The sequence below is a fragment of the Bradyrhizobium sp. STM 3562 genome (assembly GCF_045571435.1).
In the GTDB taxonomy this organism is placed as follows: domain Bacteria; phylum Pseudomonadota; class Alphaproteobacteria; order Rhizobiales; family Xanthobacteraceae; genus Bradyrhizobium.
The window spans coordinates 3,515,834-3,531,998 of record NZ_CP120694.1; the positions used below are offsets into that span (position 1 = coordinate 3,515,834).

At 62.3% G+C, this 16,165-nt stretch carries 12 protein-coding genes and 1 pseudogene; 9 read left to right on the forward strand and 4 right to left on the reverse strand.

From position 1 onward, the window contains the following. Positions 1 to 82 precede the first annotated feature (82 nt). Entirely contained in the window at positions 83 to 841 is a 759-nt protein-coding gene (locus P6U23_RS16180; protein ID WP_407181484.1) for a FadR/GntR family transcriptional regulator, read from the reverse strand. A 208-nt stretch (positions 842 to 1,049) separates the two neighbouring features. On the opposite strand from P6U23_RS16180, the gene pdxA reads away from it, so the two are divergent. The 7 genes from pdxA to P6U23_RS16215 are packed head-to-tail and all read left to right on the forward strand — an operon-like array spanning position 1,050 to position 8,615. Next, a complete protein-coding gene (gene pdxA, locus P6U23_RS16185; protein ID WP_407180705.1) occupies positions 1,050 to 1,937 on the forward strand; it encodes a 4-hydroxythreonine-4-phosphate dehydrogenase PdxA in 888 nt (295 codons plus the stop codon). Then, positions 1,937 to 3,070 carry an iron-containing alcohol dehydrogenase gene (locus P6U23_RS16190; RefSeq protein WP_407180706.1) on the forward strand — a complete coding sequence of 378 codons (1,134 nt, stop codon included), beginning with the start codon at positions 1,937 to 1,939 and terminating at the stop codon, positions 3,068 to 3,070. Before pdxA ends, P6U23_RS16190 begins: the two co-directional genes overlap by 1 nt. Positions 3,071 to 3,088: 18 nt before the next feature. Then, positions 3,089 to 3,979, forward strand: a complete 891-nt coding sequence (locus P6U23_RS16195; protein WP_407180707.1) for a dihydrodipicolinate synthase family protein — start codon at positions 3,089 to 3,091, stop codon at positions 3,977 to 3,979. Positions 3,980 to 4,015: 36 nt separating this feature from the next. After that, on the forward strand, positions 4,016 to 5,323 hold the full coding sequence (locus P6U23_RS16200) for an MFS transporter (protein ID WP_407180708.1): 1,308 nt from the start codon (positions 4,016 to 4,018) through the stop codon (positions 5,321 to 5,323). A 23-nt stretch (positions 5,324 to 5,346) separates the two neighbouring features. Further along, on the forward strand, positions 5,347 to 6,312 hold the full coding sequence (locus P6U23_RS16205; RefSeq protein WP_407180709.1) for a hydroxyacid dehydrogenase: 966 nt from the start codon (positions 5,347 to 5,349) through the stop codon (positions 6,310 to 6,312). 37 nt (positions 6,313 to 6,349) lie between these two features. Beyond that, positions 6,350 to 7,552 carry an MFS transporter gene (locus P6U23_RS16210; protein WP_407180710.1) on the forward strand — a complete coding sequence of 401 codons (1,203 nt, stop codon included), beginning with the start codon at positions 6,350 to 6,352 and terminating at the stop codon, positions 7,550 to 7,552. Between the two features lies 1 nt (position 7,553). Beyond that, positions 7,554 to 8,615 (forward strand): cyclase family protein, encoded by a 1,062-nt coding sequence (locus tag P6U23_RS16215; RefSeq protein ID WP_407180711.1) that lies wholly within the window; start codon positions 7,554 to 7,556, stop codon positions 8,613 to 8,615. A gap of 88 nt (positions 8,616 to 8,703) precedes the next feature. On the opposite strand, the gene P6U23_RS16220 is transcribed toward P6U23_RS16215, so the two are convergent. Beyond that, positions 8,704 to 9,219 (reverse strand): TetR/AcrR family transcriptional regulator, encoded by a 516-nt coding sequence (locus P6U23_RS16220; protein ID WP_407180712.1) that lies wholly within the window; start codon positions 9,217 to 9,219, stop codon positions 8,704 to 8,706. Between the two features lie 271 nt (positions 9,220 to 9,490). Here P6U23_RS16220 and P6U23_RS16225 point away from each other — a divergent pair, with 271 nt between their 5' ends. After that, positions 9,491 to 11,029, forward strand: coding sequence for an FAD-dependent monooxygenase (locus tag P6U23_RS16225; protein WP_407180713.1), 1,539 nt, complete (start codon positions 9,491 to 9,493; stop codon positions 11,027 to 11,029). Positions 11,030 to 11,242: 213 nt separating this feature from the next. On the opposite strand, the gene P6U23_RS16230 is transcribed toward P6U23_RS16225, so the two are convergent. Beyond that, a complete protein-coding gene (locus tag P6U23_RS16230) occupies positions 11,243 to 14,338 on the reverse strand; it encodes an ATP-binding protein (RefSeq protein ID WP_407181485.1) in 3,096 nt (1,031 codons plus the stop codon). A 156-nt stretch (positions 14,339 to 14,494) separates the two neighbouring features. Next, positions 14,495 to 14,572: pseudogene (locus tag P6U23_RS16235) on the reverse strand (zinc-ribbon domain-containing protein); the annotation flags it as partial. A gap of 494 nt (positions 14,573 to 15,066) precedes the next feature. On the opposite strand from P6U23_RS16235, the gene P6U23_RS16240 reads away from it, so the two are divergent. Continuing rightward, positions 15,067 to 16,152, forward strand: a complete 1,086-nt coding sequence (locus tag P6U23_RS16240; RefSeq protein ID WP_407180714.1) for a hypothetical protein — start codon at positions 15,067 to 15,069, stop codon at positions 16,150 to 16,152. The last annotated feature ends 13 nt before the right edge of the window (positions 16,153 to 16,165 follow it).

Here is a 16,165-nt window from a genome sequence, read left to right on the forward strand (position 1 = left end):
GGACCTTCAGCGTAAGGCCAACACACGAGAGGGCCTTCTGAAAGCTCGCCAGCCCCCGGATGCGAATTTTGCGTGGGCAGCCTCAGAGCGATAGATCGAGCATGCGGCCCTCGAATACGCGATCGCGCGAGCCTTCGAGATGGCGACGCATCAGTTCGCGCGCGCGTTCGCAGTCGCGGGCGCGGATCACTTCGAATATGCCGCGATGCTCGGCGAAGACATTTTCCAGACCAGTCTGCGCTTTCGTAATCGTATTGCCGTGGAATTTCATGCCCACGTAGATGTGGTCCTTCAGCGCGGTCAGGGAAGAGACGTAGTAGTGATTGTTGGTCGCCCTCGCGATTGCCAGGTGGAATGCGAAATCCGCGTCCTCGCGATGCAGATGAGCGACAGTCGCGTCGCGCATGAGGTCCAGCGCGCTGGCGATCTGGTCGAGCGCTTCGCCGTTCCAACGCAATGCCGCCCAATAGGCATGGTCGGGTTCAATCGTCAGGCGGAAGTCATAACAGCGCTGGATATCGGCAATCGTTTCAACGGGCGCGAAACCAACGGCAGGTGGGCTGGAGCCGAGATCGGGACGTGCGACGACAAAGCTGCCTGCGCCGCGTCGCGAATAGATCAACCGCTCCTCCCTTAGTTGCCGGAGGGCCTCGCGTACGATGGGGCGCGAAACGAGATAGGTCGCGGCGAGTTCGTGTTCACTCGGCAGCTTCTGCTCCGGCCCCAACTGACCCACGGTGATCTGAGCCCGGAGCGCCTGAAAGACGTTCTGAACCAAAGGACTGCGCGCGGCCGGCGCGCGATCCTGCCCCATGTCGTTGCCTTCGATAGCTTCAGCCATTCCCGTTCCAACTGTGGGATCCCGACGCATGTCACGGGAAGATTTAGCACCAACTTGTAAAGTTGTAAATTGATGGAGAGGATTTCGCGGAGCGATCAGTCGCGGCATGACATATTTGACAGGTAGTTGACAAGTTGATGCTCGAAGCTTATTCGCCGCCTTAATTTTAAGGCGGTGCACATCCGCCTGCGGAGGGGACGGGCGGACAATGAACGTCAGGACAATGTTCGGAACGGAAGGGACGCGGTTGACGCGTCTTTGTCTCGTCGCCGACGACCTGACCGGCGCCCTCGATAGCGCCGCGCAATTCGCATCCGTGTTTGGTCCGATTGGTGTCCGCTGGTGCGCGGCCGCGCCGGCGGTCGCGCACGGGGTCGAACTCGCGCAGGCAGGCCGGATTCACGGCATTGTCACCGCACCGCTCAATAAGGAAGCGCTCAACAAGGCCGGCCATCATTTCGCGGGCCATACCGACATGCTCGCCCATCTGACCGGCGCGCGCGGTTCGGTGATGATGCTGGCACGCGGCAACATGCGCGTCAGCCACGTGAGCACGCACGTTGCGCTCGAGGACGTTCCGAAGAAGCTGACGCCGGAACGTCTGCGCTACGTGATCGAGCTGACCGACGATGCGTTGCGTGGTCTCAGCTTATCTCGGTGGCGCATCGCCGTCGCCGCGCTCGACCCGCACGCCGGCGAGGGCGGCTTGTTCGGCCGCCAGGATATCGATGTCAGCGCTCCGACCATCGAACGTTGCGTGGCCGACGGGTTCGATGTCGTCGGCCCGGTGCCCGGCGACACCGTGTTCGTCAAGCTGCGCGCCGGTCAATACGATGCGGTCGTCGCGATGTACCACGACCAAGGGCACATCCCGGTCAAGCTGCTCGGGTTCAGCGTCGATCCTGCCACCGGGACTTGGAATGCCCTGTCGGGCGTCAACATTACGCTCGGCCTGCCGATCATCCGCACCTCAGTCGATCACGGCACCGCCTTCGATATCGCCGGCAAAGGCATCGCCAGCGAGACCTCGTTGATCGAAGCGATCGACTATGCCGTCAAGTTGGCTGCCGCTCGCCTACAAATCGGGAACGCTTAATGACCACCTCTCTGTCTCAACCGATCGACCTCGTCCGCCCAAAGCAGATTCTGTTCGGCTCCGGCGTCGCCGCACGCGTCGGCAACTGGGTCGGCAATCGTGACCTGAAGAAAGCCTTTGTTGTCGCAGATACGTTCAACGCGGCGCGCGTCGACGTCTTGCGGCTCGCCTGCGAGACAGTCGTCTTCGATGCCTTCCGGCCGGAGCCGGACGCTGCCGATCTGGAAAGGCTCCTGGCTGCCGTCGACGTTTCGAAACCTGATCTCGTCATCGGTTTCGGCGGCGGCAGCGCCATGGATCTCGCCAAGCTCGCCGCGGTCTTGCCCGGCAGCGGCCAGCATTTCATGGATGTGGTCGGTCCTGACAAGATTCTTGGCCGCTCGCGCGCACTCGTGCAGGTGCCGACCACCGCCGGCACGGGCAGCGAAGCGGGAACGCGCGCGCTGGTCACCGATCCGAAGACGCTCGCCAAGCTCGCCGTGCAGAGCGACCACATGTTGGCCGATCTGGCCGCGGTCGATCCGGATCTGACACTCAGCGTCCCCCGTGCAATCACGGTCGCGACCGGCGTCGACGCGCTCGCCCATTGTGTCGAAGCGTACACGAACAAGAAGGCGCATCCGACCATCGATCTCTATGCGCTGGAAGGCATTCGCCTCGTCGGACGTTGGCTGCCCCGCGCGGCAGAGAAGGGCGACGACCGCGAAGCGCGCGCCGGCATGGCGCTCGCCTCGCTCTACGGCGGTTTCTGTCTTGGGCCGGTGAATACGGCGGGAGGCCATGCCGTCGCCTATCCGCTCGGATCGCGCCATCACATCCCGCACGGCGCCGCCAATGCGCTGATCTTTCCGCACGTGCTCGCCTACAACACGCCCGCGGTTCCGGAGCGCACGGCGACGATTCTTGCCGCGCTAGGGCTTGAGGCGAAATCCGACCCCGCGAGCGTGTTCGCCGTGGCCCACAAATGGTGCGTCGATCTCGGCTGCGAGATGCGCCTGTCGGCTCTGGGCGTTCCTGCCGACGATCTCCCGGTTATGGCGGACGAAGCACACGCCATCCGGCGCTTGCTCGACAACAACCCGCGCGATCTCACGCGCGATGACATTCTCGCCATCTACCGTGCCGCCGCCTGAGGACAGGAAAGAAGACACATGACCCGGATCTTTGGACCATTCGTCGCCATCGTCACACCGTTCGATGCCAACGAGGAAATTGGTGAGGCCGCACTGCGTCGCCAGCTCGACCGCCAAGCCAAAGCGGGGAATGGCGTTTTCTGTGCCGGCACTAATGGCGAATTCTATGCCTTGTCTTTCCAGGAAAAGCTGCGCGTCGCTGAAATCTGCGTGGACGCTGCCGCCGGTCGCGTCCCCGTCCTCGCTCACATCGGCGAAATCTCGACACACGAAACGATCGCGCTCGGCAAACGAATCGAGAAACTCGACGTAAAGGCGGTGTCGGCGATCACGCCGTCCTTCATCGCCTGTTCGCAGCCCGAACTGGTCGATCATTATCGCCGTGTGGCCGATGCACTGTCGAAGCCGGTGTATCTCTACAATATCCCTGCTCGCACCGGGAATACGATCCAGCCGGAGACGGCTCGCATCCTCGCCGATCATCCCAACATCATCGGCATCAAGGACAGCGCAGGCTCCCAGGAAAGTCTTGATGCCTTTCTTGCCATCGCGCGCGAGCGCGACGATTTCGACGTGCTCGTCGGACCGGATTCGCTGGTTCTGCATGGTCTGCAGAACGGCGCCGCCGGTTGCATTTCCGGTCTCGGCAACATCTCACCGGTGACGCTCAATGCGATTCATTCGTCCTTTGTGGCCGGCGATGCGGCGGCGGCAGCGGCGCATCAGGACCGCTACTCGGCGTTGCGAAAGGATCTATACGCGCACGGCTTCCCACCGGCGATGGTGAAGCGCGCGCTATGCCTTGCGATGTCCGACGTGGGAGCAAGCCGCGCGCCGGTCCTGATTTCGGACGAGACAAACGCGAAGATCAAGGAGGTATCCAAGCGTTTTGCCGAACTGGTGGTTTGAGCGGCGCGCATCGAAAAACAAAAAGGGGAGGACAAGATGAGAGATGTCGTGACGCCGCCTGCGGGCGCCCTCGTGAAATCGACGAAAGTTCGCTGGATCGTTGGCGGATTGATGTGGTTGGCGATCGCGATCAACTACATCGACCGCACTGTCCTGTCAGCGGCGGCGCCGCATCTCAGCAAGGAACTGTCGATTCCTGCAGACCAGATGGGCTTCATCCTCTCCGCCTTCTTCTGGTCCTACGCGCTGTTGCAGATTCCCGCCGGTTGGTTCGCGGATCGCTTTGGCCAGAAAATCGGCCTGGGCGCTTCGGTCGGCTTATGGTCGATCGCGACTTCCGCGACCGGGCTCGCCACCGGGTTCTACTCTCTGTTCATCATGCGTCTTGGCCTCGGCATCGGCGAGGCCGGCGCCTACCCGAGCAATGCGGGCATCGCGTCCAAATGGTTCCCGGATCGCGAGCGCGCGACGATTTCCGGTCTATTCGACAGCGCATCCAAATTCGGCGGCGCGGTCGCCATGCCGCTCATCGTCTGGCTGATTGCCTTGGTGGGCTGGCGCATGACCTTCGTCGTGATCGGGGCATTTGGCGTGGTCTGGGCCATCGTATGGTGGTGGTTCTTCACGGAGACGCCGGAAGCGCATCCGATGGCGAACAAAGCGGAGGTTGCTCGCATCCGTGGCGACCAGGTGACGCGGCATGGCGAGGACAACGCCATTGCGATGAGGTGGTACGAGCTTCTCCGCTACCGCAACATCTGGGCGATGTGCCTCGGCTTTTTCACGATCAACTACATCTCCTACTTCTTCATCACCTGGTTGCCGACCTACCTCGTCAAGCAGAAGGGCATGGGGATGATGGAGATGGGATTTGTCGCATCATTGCCGCTGCTGTCGGGTCTCGTCGCCGAAATCATCGCCGGCATGCTGTCCGATCGCGTCGTCCGCTCCAAGCGCCTGTCGCTGACCGTGACGCGAAAGCTCTTTCTGATCACCGGCCTCACCATGGCGTTGTGCATCGGACTTGCCGCGATCGCGGAGAATGTATGGTTTGCGGTCGCTCTGCTGTGCATCGCGAAGGCCGGCACGACCGTCGCGGCCTCTCAAGTGTGGGCGCTGCCGGGTGATGTCGCGCCGAAAAATATGACGAGCGTGGTCGCGGGCCTGCAGAATATGGTGTCGAATTTCGGCGGAGTCCTCGGCCCGATCATCACCGGGTTCATTGTCGCGCAGACCGGATCGTTCAACGCGGCGCTGTTGTTCTCGGCGGCGATCGGACTGCTGGGCATTCTCAACTACGCCTTGCTGCTCGGCAAGGTCCGGCCGATCCAGGCGCGCGCCTGATCGGCAGAGAAAGGATTTCAATTATGGCGTTTACCGTCGTCAGTCTCGGCGGCCCCGTGGCTCCCGAGGGAGAGGACATGTTGCGTGCTGCTGGCGTCACTTCGCTGCATACCGGCGCCTATCCGGCGAAGATGGAGGCCGTCGATCTGCTCGCGTCTTCAGGCGCCGACGCCATCATCGTGCGGAATGTCGAGCGGATCGACGAAGATCTCATGAAGGCCTCGACGAAACTCAAGGTGGTCGCCAAGCATGGCGCCGGCACCAACGACATCGACCTCCCGGCGGCGAAGGCGCTCGGCCTGCCGGTGCTCGCCGCCGTCGGCGCCAACGCTCATTCGGTCGCCGAACACGCACTCATGCTGATGCTTGCGCTGATCAAGGACGTACGCAATCAGGATGCCTATGTGCGCGGCGGCGGTTGGGACAAGAAGAACTACCGAGGCAATGAATTGCGCGGCCGTATACTCGGGCTCGTCGGGATCGGCATGATCGGCCGGGCGCTCGCCTCTATGGTCGTACCTATCGGCATGACGCCGGTTTCCTACGATCCCTTCGCTCCGGCCGCGGCATTCGGCCCGCACGTGCGGAAGGTCGACACGCTCGATGAGCTTCTCGCCCAATCCGACGTGGTCAGCCTGCATTGTCCTTTGACTCCGGAGACGCAGGATCTGATCGGCACGCGCGAATTCGGCCTCATGAAGCCCAACGCGCTGCTGATCAACACGGCGCGCGGCGAGATCGTGAATGAGCCGGCGCTGGTCGATGCATTGAGATCGAGTCGGATCGCGGGGGCGGGCCTTGACAGCTTCGCGGTCGAGCCGCCCGCGAACAACAATCCGCTCTGGACTTTGCCGAACGTGATCGTGACGCCGCATTGCGGCGGTGTGACGGAAGAAGCTCGGCGCGAGGTCTCGCTGATGACCGTGCGCAATGTGCTCGCGTTTCTGCGGGGCGACACGGTCGATCAGCATTATTTCGTAAATCGATAGGTCCTATCGGACCTCAACAATAACAAGGGAAGAATACATGTCGGGGTTCTGGGACAATTTGAGGGAGTTGAAGCCGCATTGGCGTATCGTTGTGGCCGCCATGGCAGGATGGGGCCTCGACGGGTTCGATTTTACGATGCTGTTGTTTCTCATTCCCCACCTCAGCAAGATATTCGATGCATCACTCCCCGAGATGGCATTCGTGGTGACGGCAACCGGCTTGGCCAAGGTCGTCGGTACGATCGCCTGGGGGGCGGCGGCGGATCGGTTTGGCCGCAAGCTGCCGTTCATCGTAGCCATTCTCTGGTTTTCGTTCTTCTGCGGTCTCAGCGGCCTGGCGTGGAGCTATCTGTCGTTTCTCGTATTTCGAGCTCTGTTCGGGATCGGGTTTGGCGGCGAGTGGAGCGCCTCGGCGTCGCTGCTGATGGAGTCATTGCCCGAGAAGACGCGCGGCACCGCCGCGGGCCTGATGATGGCCGGTTATGAATTAGGCTATCTGCTCGCAGCGCTCTGCTTCCGCCTGGTGTTTCCATCGGCGGGCTGGCGCTGGATGTTCTTTCTTGGCGTGGTGCCGGCGCTGTTGGCGATCTTCGTCCGCTCTGGTGTTTCCGAATCCCCGGTCTGGCTCGAGCAGCGCGGCCGCCAAGCGGCTAAAGAGCCCTTGAGGATCACGCCTGCGGTCGTGCAGGGATGGGCGTTCATGGCGTTCGTCAACTTCATGCTCTGGGCGATCTTCTCGCTCTATCCGACGTTCCTGATCACGGTGCGCCACCTGGACCCCAGCGGCGTCTTTCCTTATGTGGCGATCTATTCGGTTGCCTCGATCTTCGGGAAGCCGCTGGCCGGTTATCTGGTGGAGAAGTTCGGCGAGCGGCGCACTCTCGTCTCCTACCTCCTTCTGACCATCCCCTCGACTCTCCTTTATACGTTGATCGATGATCAGCTTGCTCTGGCCGTCGGCGCGGTTCTCATGGGACTCGTCGCCAACAGCATATTCGGCATCGTGCCGATGTATCTGGCACGCCGCTTCACCGCCGCGCGTCGCGGCGTCGGTGTTGGCATCGGCTATGCGATGACATCGCTGAGCGTGGGCGCGCCTTACGTGGTTGCGATCTTCACGCCGATCTGGGGGCTTCCAACTTCGATGGCGGTCTTCATCGCGGCCGCTGCGCTGATTTCCGCTGTCATCGCCGCCTTCAATACGGAAATCTGGATTCCGAAGCAATCGGAGGCGCGCTGAGATGGCAGGATCCACCGCGGCACGCCCTCGCTGGACTCGGCGTCCCGACCACTCGACATGGGGCGACTTCGGTATGGACGACCAGGTCGGCCGCCTCAATCTGCTGACGCCGGAAAAGGTGAGGCAGGGCATTGCCGAGGTCGTCGAAGGCCGAACCTTTTGCCTCAGTCTGCCGCTGGATTATCCTGGCGGCGTCGCGTTGAACCCGCGCCGTCCACCGCCGCGGCTTTTTCCTGCGATGCGCGACGGCAAACCGAACATGACCTTTCCATTGTCCCGTCTCGGCGGCCGATACACCGACGTCATTTGTGACGACGCGGTCGAGCTGACGCTGCAATATTCCACGCAATGGGACAGTCTCGCTCATATGGGCCAGATGTTCGACGCCGATGGAGACGGCATCGCGGAGATGGTCTTCTACAATGGCTTCCGGGCGGTCGAGGATATCGCCGGTCCCGTCGACTATCGCGGCGCAACGGAGCGCGACCTCGGCGGCCATTCAGGTGCGCGCGCGCTCGGAATCGAGCATATGGCCGAGCGCTGTATACAGGGGCGGGGCGTCATGATCGACCTCGCTGCCCATTTCGGCGAGAGTGCTGTGCTCGTCGGATACGATCAACTGATGCGGATCATGGAAGCCGACCAGATCGAGGTGGAGCAAGGCGACATGATCTGCATGCGAACCGGCTTCGACCGCGTGTTGCTAGCCATGGGCAAATCTCCGGATGCGGCGCGTCTTGCCCAAACCGGCGCGGCTCTCGACGGCAGGGATGACACCCTGCTCAAATGGATCACGGATTCGGGCGTTGTCGCGCTGATCGCCGACAATCCAGCCGTCGAGCGCCTGCCGAACCTTTGCTGCGAGGCGCATGCCTTCGCCTTCCATCCGCTTCATGATCATTGCCTATTCCGCCTTGGCGTGTATCTCGGCGAGCTCTGGCTCCTCAGCGATTTGGCGGATTGGTTGCGCAACGCTGGCCGATCTCGTTTTCTTCTGACGGCTCCGCCCTTACGGCTGCCCGGAGCCGTCGGTTCACCGGTAACGCCGGTCGCGACCGTTTGATCTCTTGCAGCGCCGACGAGTTCCTCGGCGCGAGACCGCCATCCCCGAGATCGCCTGCCGCGACGTCATCGACCCCTGGCGGACATCTTCAGAACTGTTTTGCCAAGAGGGTGAAACTCTGACGGAGGTAATAAGCCAATGGGCGCGCCGCGTTGTTCTGTTTCCACTTGTCGAGGGCTAGGCGCAACGTGCCCATCGCCACCATCGCGACCAGGCGAAGTCCGTCCCGCCGTTCCGGCGACGGCCAAAGCTCGCACATCGCTTCCAACAGGATCTGCTCCGTCTCGACGAAAACGGCTTCCTTCCGCGCGCGGAGTGCCTCGGTCGATTGCATCAGGCGGTCGAAGACGATGGACTCCTTCGTCTCGTAGCGTGAAGCGAGCTTGATCAGGCACTTTTGGACGGCTTCGAGAGGAGCCTGATCGGGAGACTCGTCGAGCATTGCGGGCCTCAGCGCTTCGCGGAAGCCGCTATCATGCGCGGCCAGCAGCACGTCCTCCTTGGACTTGAAGTAATAGAAGAAGGTCCGGCGCGAGATACCGGCTGCTTCCGCGATCGCGTCGAGCGTAGTGCCTTCGTAGCCGTTCTTCACGAACAGTTTCAAACCCTTTTCGATTATCCGTTCGGACGTCTCGCGCCGCTTGCGTTCCCTAAGGCCCTCCGGCCTTTCGCACCTGCTTTTCATATGAACCGACCCTGCCGATGGCCGCTTGCAAAATTACACCGAGTGTAATAAAAAATCGCACTCGGTGCGAATTTTTATAGGAGGCTCGGCGACATGTCTCAAGCCAGGATTTGCTCCCTGATAGAGTCTTTTGGCAGCGCGACCATGCCGTGGATGCTGGCGCTGACGACAGCAATGGGGGATCTACCGCTTGCTGTATGATGTCGTGATCGCCGGCGCCGGCCCTGTCGGCCTGTTTCTGGCGTGTGAATTGCGCCTCGCCAAGTTGTCCGTGCTGGTGCTGGAGCAGAGCGAGGAACCGAATTCCCCTCTGAAGCGGCTTCCATTCGGCTTGCGCGGCCTTTCGGTGCCTACCATCGAGGCCTTCTATCGCCGCGGGTTACTGAACGACATCGTAACGCCACAACGCGCGAAAGATGACGCAGGCGGCGGCAGCGCGTCGAGCACCCCGCATTGGATGCAGTTGCCGCGCCGCCCGGGCGGCCATTTCGCCGGCATCCAGTTCTACCAGGACAACATCGATACCTCGAAGTGGCAGTATCGGTTGCCAAGTCCAGCCAGTAACAGCGTGGCGGTCGAGATGGAGCACCTCGAATCCGTCTTGGCCGCTCGCGCAAGCGCAATGGGAGTCGCGATCAGGCGCGGTATCGGCGTCGAGGATCTCAGGCAATCGGACGAGGAAGTCACCATTCGCGCTGGTGGTGAGACTTTTCGCGGACGCTGGCTCGTTGGATGTGATGGCGGCCGTAGCACGGTTCGCAAGGCCGGCGGCTTCGACTTCGTCGGCACCGATCCCGAGTTCACCGGCTATTCCGTTGAAGTCGATATGGCCGATCCGAACAAGCTCCGCCCGGGCCGCCACTACACGCCGACGGGCATGTATACTTATTCGTGGCCCGGGACGATCGCGATGGTCGATTTCGACGGGGGCGCTTTCCACCGAACCCAGCCCATTGCGCTTGAGCATGTGCAGGCGGTATTGCGCCGCATCTCTGGGGTCGATGTCACCTTGACGGCCCTCAAGCTTGCCACGTCCTGGACGGACCGCGCCTATCAGGCGAGCGCATACCGCAAAGGGCGGGTGCTGCTCGCCGGCGACGCCGCGCACATCCATTCCCCCTTGGGTGGCCAAGGCCTCAACCTTGGGCTTGGTGACGCGATGAACCTTGGCTGGAAGCTGGCTTCCACGATCAGTGGCAGCGCCCCGGTCGGCCTGCTCGATACTTATTTCAGCGAGCGGCATCCGGTGGGAGTGCAGATCCTCGATTGGTCGCGTGCCCAGGTCGCGCTCATGCGGCCGACCCGCAGTACGCGCGCGCTCGAAGCTATCATCCGTGACCTCATCGACACGCGCGACGGCTCGACATATTTTGCTGAGCGCGTGTGGGGTGTTTCTCTCCGCTATGATCTTGGCGGCGGCCATCCGCTGGTGGGTCTCAGCGCTCCCGACTTCGAGTTGGCCGACGGGACAAGGCTCGCCGAGCTCCTTGGCAAGGGGAAAGGCCTCTTCCTGGACTTTGACGCTCGGTCACAATTTCGAGCGCTTGCGGCTCGCTGGAGCGGTCGGATGGCGTATGTCGCAAGCGAGGTCAAGGATCGGCTGGGTCTGAGCGCTGTGCTTGTGCGTCCTGACGGCGTTGTTGCCTGGGCCGCTGAAGCCGTCCCTGACGCGGAGCAGGCTGCTCAAGCCGCATCGAGATGGTTCGGCGAACCCGGGGAGGGGGCGTGAACCACCTCGCAGTAATGCTCCCTGGGCCGTCCCCTCGTCTGGATGTCGCCGGTCGGGAATATGTTCACCGAGGCTTGCCCATTGAAGTTGCCGCAGGGTGATGTCGCTTCTGGCCCGCGAGCCGAATAACGCGTCTGCTGCCGGAATGTCGGCTGTCGGGGTGGACCTGGAAATTGCCAAACAAAGACTTGGCCACAATGTCCAGAACCGCTCTTACGGGCGCGAAGTGCCGTTGACGTCCAGCTCGTCCAAAAGGGTCTTGGCATCCTTGAGGTCGGGGGTATCGAATCCTTCCGTGAACTGATCGTAGACCTGCCGGAGAAGGTCGCGCGCTTCGCGGCGCCGGTCCTGGTCCTGCCACAGACGGGCGAGATTGGTGGCAGCACGGAGCTTGAACGCAAGCGCCCCTTGCCGGTCCGCGGTCTCGATCGCCTGCAACAGGCGACGCGCGGCCTCCGCGACCGCTTCGCCGCCGCGAGCCGCGAGGCATGCTCCCGCCAGCCGATGCGCTTCCGCCTCGAACAGGCGGTTGCGGCTGGTCGTGATGACCTCGAGCGCCTCCTGGACGACTTGTTGCGCACGGTCGAGCTCCCCGGCCTTCAGCAGGGCCTCAGCGAACACCAGAAGCTCATACTCGTAATAGAAGCGTCGCACCGACTGCCGCGTGGCCTCGACGGCATCCTCCATGCGCTCCAGGCCTTCTGACATCTGCCCGCATTGGAACACGGTCCAGCCCAGAAGCAGCGGGCACACGACGAACATGTTGCTCCCTTGGTCGCGCCCGATGCGTATCGTCAGCTCGGCATATTCGCGGCACGGCTCCGGGGCGCGAAGCATTTGCCGAAGCGCTGCCGACCACCATGCTGCATGGGCCAGGCTCGGAGGATGGCCGAGCCGACTGCCTAGTTCGAGCGCGGCAATCGACATTTGTATTGCTTTCTTCGCAAAGCCGGTGACCCAGAGCGTGATGGCGCTGTGCGCATAAGCGCATACGCCCGTGTCGTGACCGCCATAATCGTACGCATGCGCGTGATGACGCTCGGGATCGTACAGCGCGATGCCGCGCTCGGTGTCGGCAAGAGTGATCGAATTGAGGCCGAGCACATGGGAGTTCGCCCAGCGCGAATGATAGGCCTCGAGCATCAGATCGGGATCAGAAAGCCGTTCGGCCACCTCAACGAGCTCGTTGGCCATTCCGAGCGCTTGCTCGGTGCGCCCCGTAATCAGGTTCGTGTACCAATTGCCCCACATCGCCCTGAAGAGCTTCTTGTCGTCGCCTAGCCCCCGACCGAGCGTGACGGCTCGGGCGTAGTGATCGACGATTTCGTGCCCCGCCGAGCGAAAACCGCGTGCGATGATCAGGGCGGTGCCCAGTCCAAGCCGGATGTCGAGCTCCTGCTGCCAGCGCTCCGCTGAATCTGGCATCTCATCCAGAAGCTGCAGCGCGCTGGAAAAATGCTTCAGTGCCTCGCTCCCGGCCGAGCGGCGCAACGCCAGCTCACCGGCGCGCTGCCAATAGACCGCAGCCTGCTTCCTCAGACCCGCTTCGGTCCGGTGGCGCGCCACCACTTCGGGCTGGCTCTCGACGATCTCGGGAAACATCTCCTCGATCGCCTGCGCAATGCGCGCGTGCAGGCTTCGGCGCCGGTCCCGCAGCAGGGTGCTGTAGGCGGCATCCTGCAGCAGGCCGTGCTTGAACAGAAAGTTGGATTGCGGTGGCTCGCCGCGCTGGAAGATCAGGCCGGCCTCGACCAACCGACCGAGCGTCTCCTTGATCTCCCTCTCAGGCCGCTCGGCAACCTTGGCCGCGAGCTCGTAAGAAAACTCCCGGCCAATTGTCGCGCCGATCTGCGCGATCTCCTTGGCCGCGGGGCCGATGCGGTCAAGCCTCGCCATCAAGGAGGCATGCAGTGTCGGTGGCACCGAGAGCGACGGGCGCGACGTTGAGGATTCGGCCCGCCGAGCCGGCCCGGCATCAACGACGGTCTTGGTCACCTCTTCCAGGAACAACGGAACGCCATCCCCGCGCTCGACGATTTCTCCTATCAGGTCACTCGGCAATGATTTCGCTTTCGCCGCGAGCTGCCGGACCAAGGCCTCGCTATCGAACCGGTTCAGACGGTTGAGCGTCAGCGTGGTCACGTGCGGCTGGTCTGCCCATGGCGCGACAAAGTCCGGGCGAAACGTTGCAATCAGCATGACGGGCATGCGGCCGATCCGACGAATGAAGAGGTCGAGCAGCTCTTGCGTGGTCGGATCAATCCAGTGCAGGTCTTCAAAGATCATCAACACCGGCTTCCTCCGCGCCAACGCGGTGAGCTGGTGCTGCAATGCCTCGAAAGTCTCCTCCCTCCTGCGTCGCGGGTTGTGCTCAACGCTGCCATAGCGTGCCGTGGGCAGCAGCAAGAGGTCAGCCAGCAGCGCCACGTCCCGCTCGGTCGCGGAGGTTTCGGCCATCAACGCTTCCAGTTTATCCAACTTTGCCGCGGGCGTGTCTTCCCGCCCGAATCCGGCGGCACGCTCGAGCAGATTGATGACTGGGAAGAGTGCGCTGGCCTGGTGATGAGGCGAGCAGAAGTAATGCAATTCGGTGTACTGCTCGGTATCAAGCAAATCCCGGAGCGCCACCGTCAGCCGCGATTTGCCGATGCCAGGTTCGCCGGAGAACAGGATGACACGCCCTTCGCCGGCTCTTGCCTGTGTCCAGCGCCGAAGCAAGAGCTCGGTTTCCTCCTGGCGATCGACGAGCGGTGTCTCGGCCGAGCGCAGCGCCTCGAAACGGCTCTTGAAGCGGTTCTCGCCCAGCACCCGCCAAGCGCGTTGAGGCTCGGTGAAGCCCTTGAGGTCCTTGAACCCGAGGTCCTCCAGCGCAAAGACCGACCCGATCTGTCGCCGCGTGCTCTCGGCGATCATGATCGTGTTCGGCTCGGCCAGAGCAAGCAGCCGGGCGGCCAGATTGGGTACCTCGCCCAGAACCTCCGCGTCGTTTCCCGATCCGATCAGATCACCCACGACCACGAGGCCGGTGGCGATGCCGATCCTGATCTGAAGCGGCTCCGGGCTCTCAAGGCGCCCGATCCCTTCGATCAAGGCGAGGCTGGCCCGCACGGCCTGCTCGGGATCATCTTCATGAGCGTCGGGGTAACCGAAATAGACCAGGACACCGTCACCGACGCGGCGGGACACGAACCCGCCGAACCGGGGCACGATCTCTGCAACGCGCTTGTGGTACGCGCCCATCAGGTCGTGAAAGTCTTCGACGTCGAGACGGACGGACAGCGCCGTCGAGCCGACAAGGTCGCAGAACATTATCGTGAGGTGGCTACGCTCGGCGAGCGCTGCTCGGGGCAGGCTTGGCGCGAGTTCGGGACTTCGGATTGCCCCGCCCGAGCCCGCGAGGCTCGTGCCGCATTTGCCACAAAATTTCGAACTGGGCGCTTCGCTGTTGCCACAGGAAGGACAGCTCAGCACCAATGCCGATCCGCACTGGCTGCAGAACCTGGCAAGTTCTGAGACGTCTGCGCGGCAGTTAGGGCACTCCATACCACACCTTACAGACCTGGCGGATTAGGATAGCACGGGCGCCGTTCAGTGCCCATCTGCGCCAGTGTGGCGTTCCAGTGGGGGACGTGCCTGCGGCAGGCAGCCTTGAAGGGACTATTGTCATAATAAAAAATACGTCGGTAAATGAAGTTAGAGCGCCGGCGCTGGTTGAAGACCCCACGCAAGCATTCACTCGGTCGCAACCGTAGCGGCACTTTATGGCGCCAGGGTGGTACAAATTGCAAGCCGATGCCGCCCGCTAAGCCGGCAAGAAGGTGCCGGATACAAGTCAAAGGTCTATCCAGCCGATACGTCAGGCCACCCGCAAATGAGGAAATTGGGCTTGTATTCCCACACGGCGTGGTTGTTGAATAGGCGTGAGGGCAGGGCGGCTAATTCCACAAATACGTGATCATCGGCTGCCCCTAGAACACATCCGGGTGTCGGGCCGATCTCATCGGACCAGTGCCCCGGGGAGGATTGGAGGCGTGGCGATGAAGTCGAGCACGTTGTTTACGTCTGTCGTTCTGATGATGGCGGCTTATTCGGTGCAGGCCGCCGAGCAGCCTAAGCCAACCGAACCACCCGTCAGTCATTTCCAGGGGACGTGTGACAGCGACCCGGACGGCAAGAAGTTTGCGGAGAAGGCCTGCTACACCTCCTATAATCCAGGGAAGGCTGGCACCGACGGGACATACCGGCCCCCGGCCTGCGACAAGCGCAAGGTGTCCGATCAGCAAAAGGCCGTGCTGGCAAAGGCGTATAGCCGGGCGCCGGACTACATGAAGGGCAAGCTGTGTCGGTTGACGCAGTTGTTCGTGACGAAAGCGGACGTGTGGGGCCCATGGGGGTGGGGCTTTTGGGAAGGCGCGGACCGCCCGCCAGGCAAGGGCGTTTATCTCGCCATCTCCGACTCCGAGCTGGCGACCAGAAAATCAGTCGCCGAAACGGAAAACGAGACCGTGGACAGGCTTGTGCGACTCCGTGGTCGATTTGATCGAGCGCGGCTGCTGCGTTTGCGATCGGCCGCTCCTGCCGATCCGGAGCTGACGGTTCTGGCCGGACTAGCCCACGAGCTCGGCCATACCCTGCTCGCCGATTCCAACGGAGATGGAGTTGACCCGGCCCACCCGCGACGGGAGGTGAGCGGTCCACCGCAAAGCGCGTGCTTCGAGGACGCCTTCATTAACGCATCGTGGGATTCGCGCCGGTTTCATCAGAACATGCGGCGATGGGTCGATTTTGGCGAGCAATACAACAACAGGCCGAAAAATCCTGATGTCAGCCTCAGCCGACTGAGAACGCTGGCGCGGCAAGGCAGGATTGGGGCTGCAAACGACGTGATTAGAAGCGTGTACAGCAGCCACGAATTCGCCAGTCCTGCGGCGATTCCCAATCCCATGGAAGATGTAGCTGAAACGTACAAATACAAAGTGCTGGCGGATGCGACACCAAATCAGGCCATCGAGTTTCGGCTGGGTGGCCAGGACGTGAATGTGTCCGACTTACTCAACTCCAACGTCCTGGCAAAGAAGGTCGAGTGCTTGCGCGCGCTCGGGTTCCTGACGGGTCAGCCATGACGAACGCGGCCCG

What these genes read in the sequence shown, in the direction of transcription:
- P6U23_RS16180 (WP_407181484.1), bottom strand. Translation starts at nt 841, where the DNA reads ATGGCTGAAGCTATCGAAGGCAACGACATGGGGCAGGATCGCGCGCCG.
- pdxA (WP_407180705.1), top strand. Translation starts at nt 1,050, where the DNA reads ATGAACGTCAGGACAATGTTCGGAACGGAAGGGACGCGGTTGACGCGT.
- P6U23_RS16190 (WP_407180706.1), top strand. Translation starts at nt 1,937, where the DNA reads ATGACCACCTCTCTGTCTCAACCGATCGACCTCGTCCGCCCAAAGCAG.
- P6U23_RS16195 (WP_407180707.1), top strand. Translation starts at nt 3,089, where the DNA reads ATGACCCGGATCTTTGGACCATTCGTCGCCATCGTCACACCGTTCGAT.
- P6U23_RS16200 (WP_407180708.1), top strand. Translation starts at nt 4,016, where the DNA reads ATGAGAGATGTCGTGACGCCGCCTGCGGGCGCCCTCGTGAAATCGACG.
- P6U23_RS16205 (WP_407180709.1), top strand. Translation starts at nt 5,347, where the DNA reads ATGGCGTTTACCGTCGTCAGTCTCGGCGGCCCCGTGGCTCCCGAGGGA.
- P6U23_RS16210 (WP_407180710.1), top strand. Translation starts at nt 6,350, where the DNA reads ATGTCGGGGTTCTGGGACAATTTGAGGGAGTTGAAGCCGCATTGGCGT.
- P6U23_RS16215 (WP_407180711.1), top strand. Translation starts at nt 7,554, where the DNA reads ATGGCAGGATCCACCGCGGCACGCCCTCGCTGGACTCGGCGTCCCGAC.
- P6U23_RS16230 (WP_407181485.1), bottom strand. Translation starts at nt 14,338, where the DNA reads ATGTTCTGCGACCTTGTCGGCTCGACGGCGCTGTCCGTCCGTCTCGAC.
- P6U23_RS16240 (WP_407180714.1), top strand. Translation starts at nt 15,067, where the DNA reads ATGAAGTCGAGCACGTTGTTTACGTCTGTCGTTCTGATGATGGCGGCT.